The 4,297-nt window shown below is 39.3% G+C and carries 4 protein-coding genes; all 4 read left to right on the plus strand.

What is annotated here, in order from left to right:
* On the plus strand, nt 1-186 hold a 186-nt coding region (locus Q7J67_07550), incomplete at its 5' end, for a hypothetical protein (protein ID MDO9465133.1).
* Between the two features lie 23 nt (nt 187-209).
* Nucleotides 210-3,059, plus strand: coding sequence for a sugar-binding protein (locus tag Q7J67_07555; GenBank protein ID MDO9465134.1), 2,850 nt, complete (start codon nt 210-212; stop codon nt 3,057-3,059).
* A 19-nt stretch (nt 3,060-3,078) separates the two neighbouring features.
* Complete coding sequence (locus tag Q7J67_07560) at nt 3,079-3,837, plus strand: LamG domain-containing protein (GenBank protein MDO9465135.1); 759 nt, start codon at nt 3,079-3,081, stop codon at nt 3,835-3,837.
* Between the two features lie 251 nt (nt 3,838-4,088).
* Nucleotides 4,089-4,297 (plus strand): hypothetical protein (locus Q7J67_07565; GenBank protein ID MDO9465136.1); only part of this gene is annotated, 209 nt, incomplete at its 3' end.

Below are 4,297 nucleotides of genomic sequence, written 5' to 3' on the forward strand. Positions count from 1 at the left end.
GATGCTGGTACTTTTGGTTATTGTATGGTTCCTGCCGCTGGAGTTGCTCAGGTTTCAGACCGCCATAATGGGAGGACAAATGTGTTATGGTGTGATATGCATGTTTCCAGTGAAGACCCTGCGCCGATAAATGCAGTCACAGATGTAGATCTTCTCCCATGGGACAGAAATTCAGATGGTACATAAACAATAAAATATAGGAGATTAAAATGAATAAGTTAAAAAAATGTATAGTGTCTTTGATTATGATTATTCTTAGCTTCTACAGTTTTTCTTCTGCAGAGACTATTGTTAAGGCAGCAAGAACAGATTCTCCGCCTGTAATTGATGGCAAACTCACAGATGCCTGCTGGCAAAAGGCAAAGCCAATAACCGACTTTACTATTAACAACACCGATAAACCTTCAGGCTTTAAAACAACGGCATATGTTGTATACACGGATACAAGTCTCTATGTGGGAATTCGTTGTATGGATCCGGATATGAAGAATCTGGTAGCAAATGTAACCAATGAAAAGAGAGATAACAACGTATTTTCTGATGACTGTGTAGAGATTATGATAGATCCCGGCCAAACTAAGAACGATTATTTCCACTTTGCTGTCAGTGCGCTTGGGGCACGGTTTGACCGTTTTTGTCGTGAAGCAGGTCTTAACGGCAATGTTGAATGGGATGGCGAGTGGAAAGCAAAGACTTTTATTGGCAAGGACTTCTGGTCCTGCGAAGCAGTGTTTCCCTTTTTCGCACTGGGCATTACCAGGGAAGTGAGTAATGGGTGGGGCATAAATATCTGCAGGGGAAAAAAGAAACCATTCGAGAATTCGTCAATTGCAGAACAGGGTGCATTTAATGAGGCGGGAAGGTTTGCCAAATTAGAAGGGATCGCAATAGATTTTAACGAATATTGCTACACCGTATCTCCCCCCTCCCTTTCTATAGAGACAAAAGAAGAGAAACTATACACAACTGTAACCGTAGCAGTTGAGAATAATACCGGCAAAAAAAAGGACATGCGGCTCGAGTGTTACCTTGTCCAGAACAAAGATAACGTCCAGGTAAAATCACAAACCGTTACCTTTATGCCGAAAGAAAAGATAGACGTTGCCATAGGCCCTTTTATTCTGGATTCGCAGGGTACCTATAACGCTTATGTGACCCTCATGCATCCTCAAACCCGAAAAGTTCATTATTATTCAGAGACAAAATTGGATGTAAAACACGTGCCTATGGCAATAAAACTTATCGAACCGTTTTACCGTGATGCCATTTTCGAAACGCAAAACATTGAAAACATTATATTTGATCTAAAGATAAATCTTTCAGAAAAAGAATTGCTTAACAAAAAAGTTACAGTTACGATTCAAAAAGAAGGATCTGATGATGTGTGTGTGGAGAAGCAAATCACTGCAGTGAGAAAAGTAAACCGATGTGAATTTCCCTGCAAGGAGCTTCCTTATGGAAATCTTTATATAAAGGCTAAGATCAAGGATGAAAATGATGCCATAATTGCCGAAACAGCGCAGCGACTGCAGAAACTCCCTTATAAAAAAGGAGAGGTCTGGCTCGGCCGCGACAGGAACTGGTACGTTGACGGGAAACCATTTTTCTGTAGCCTTAATTGGCCAGGGGTTCTTGAAGACGACAATCCTTATTATACTGTATCTGTCCTTCCCAGTGAGGGGAAGAAACGGGTTGTCTTCACTTTTAACAGCTCCCAGATTCGCGTATTAAAAAAGCTAGGAAAACTCGATCAGTACCTTAAAGATTTTTTGATAAAAAAAGTGAAAGACAATAACAATTTAGATAACCCGGATTGTTTTGGCTATTATCTTGCTGATGAACCAAACGGCATGCCAATAGAGGGAATGGAAGAAAGTTATCAATTTCTTCGTGAAATGGATCCCTATCACCCCGTTATTATCAGCAATAACAACCCCGGCAGTGTTCGTAACTATCTAAATGCTGCAGATTACCATAGTTTCCACTGTTATCCTGTTATTCGGAGGGACAGAAGGATAAACGACCTTTCCAGGATCATAGGCTATGCAAAATCGTTTCTTGATGAAACAGACGGCAAAAAGTTTATCGGTTTTCTGGATCAATCCTTTAACTACGGGGATTATGATGGAATGATTAACCAGCGTATACATAATTATCATGAAAGCCGCAGTAAGAAGCTCTTGGCTATTACCTGTGGAGCAAAAGGAATTATTTTCTTTAACAGGGGATATAGGCATTATCCTGAGCTTTATATTGGCGAACCATATGTTGCCGAAGAGCTTGCCTATCTTGCCAAAGCTATAATAGCTCCTGATTCAACGCTGGCGGCAAAAACCTCTTCGACTACAGCGAAAACCTTATTAAAAGACGTTAATGGCGAATTATACCTCTTTGTGTCTAATGCGGATATGACAGCTCGGAAAATCACGATTACCATTCCTGGCATACGCAGGTATGCAAATACACTGCAGGTAATCTCAGAGGACAGAGCAGTACCTGTAAACAATGATTCATTCACGGACAGCTTTGATGTTTTTGAAGTGCATGTGTACACAAGCTCAAAAGAAAAAACAGGGCTTACAAGTATCAAAACAATAGAGAAAAAAATCAATGCCATAAACAGGTCACGGAAAAAGCCCGGGAATCTTGCATTTCAGATGTTTGAAGGTGACGGAGTAATAATTAGTACTTCTTCAAACGTTAATAGCCACCTATGGCATGTTGCAGATGGGATTATTGACAAATATGATAGATACAAACAACATACTTGGCGGGATACTACACCAAATAAATTTCCGGACTGGATTGAAATAAAGTTGCCCAAGGCGCATAATATTGGAAAAGTAGTAGTTTATCCTTTTGAGAAAAGTCTAAAGGACTACAGTGTCCAGGCATTTGCACAAGGCGAATGGAAGGAAGTGGATAAAGTTTCAGAAAAAAACGAGGAGGTGATAACACACACATTCAAACCGGTAAATACAGACAGAATAAGAATCTGGATTACAGCAACAAATGGATCAAATTCAAAAATAACTGAGATAGAAATGTATGAAAAGTAAAAAACGAGGAGGGTTAAAAATGAGTAAAAAATGGTTTGTTGCAGTATCAATTCTATTAGGTATTTTAATCAGCATCCCTTGTTTTGCAGAAGAGGGAAAAGGGCCAATTTGCTACTTAAAGTTTGATGAAGGAGAGGGAATAATAGTCAAGGATTCAAGTGGTAATGACAATGATGGCAAGATTCTGAATAAAGGTAAATATACAAAATGGGTGGAAAGTAAAATTGGAAAAGCTCTGGAGTTCACAGCAGAAGATCCAAAACTCAGGAGCAATAACGGCTGTGTAGAGATTAGTAATATGGATAAATACGACTTTTCAAAAGGTTTAACAGTTGAGGCATGGATTAAGTTTAATGATAAACACAAAAAAGGGAATACCAATGAGATTATCTCAAATACTTTCTCTGACAGAGGAAAAGGATTTCGTTTCCATATATCATACAATCAGTTAGGTCTCAAGTCAGGAGAAGGTGGAGGAGGAAAAAGCTGGGGTGTAAATTCAAATCCTGCTAAAAATCCTATTAATAATAATGTCTGGTATCATGTAGCAGGCACATATAACGGCTCTGTTTTTAAGGTTTATATTGATGGAGAAGAGACCGGAGTCAGTAAACCTGATTTGGCTCTTACAAAAGGCCAAAAAACTATCTACATAGGTTCATATTGTGGAGGCTCTGCGTATGGATTTAATGGAATAATAGATGAAGTAAAAATATATGACTATCCAAGAAGTGCATTGGACATTCTAAAGGATGCAAAATTAGATGAGCTTATTTAAAAACACTAAAGGAGGCAAAGAGATGGGGAAAAAATTAGTAAAATAAAAAAGAAGCTATGATGATAAGGTTATCTAGAAAATTGAACGGATTTATCTTTGTAGGGACATGTCAAATGGTAAACATATTTTTATTTCTTTATCATAAGCGCTCCTCTCTTTTCTCTGGTAAAAAACCTCTAAGGGTGTATTCATCTTTTCGCGATCACCGCCAGACCGAGAACTTATTCCCAGCCATTTATAGGCGGGCCAGCATGAAAGTCCTATTCACGTCGTCTGAGCCGCATTCACATTCTCGAGTTCATCCTGTGGTATCCACAGGAGACATCACAAATCCTGATCGTGGTCATCAGTACGACGTATATCACCAGAGGCGACTAACAGGCGATAGCCAAGCCATTATGGAGCTTGGCTATGAGTCTGGCCTGCCTAGCCTTGTTAGCATTCCTGTTATGGTTAGTAG

This window comes from bacterium (assembly GCA_030652805.1).
Taxonomy (GTDB): domain Bacteria; phylum JAHJDO01; class JAHJDO01; order JAHJDO01; family JAHJDO01; genus JAHJDO01.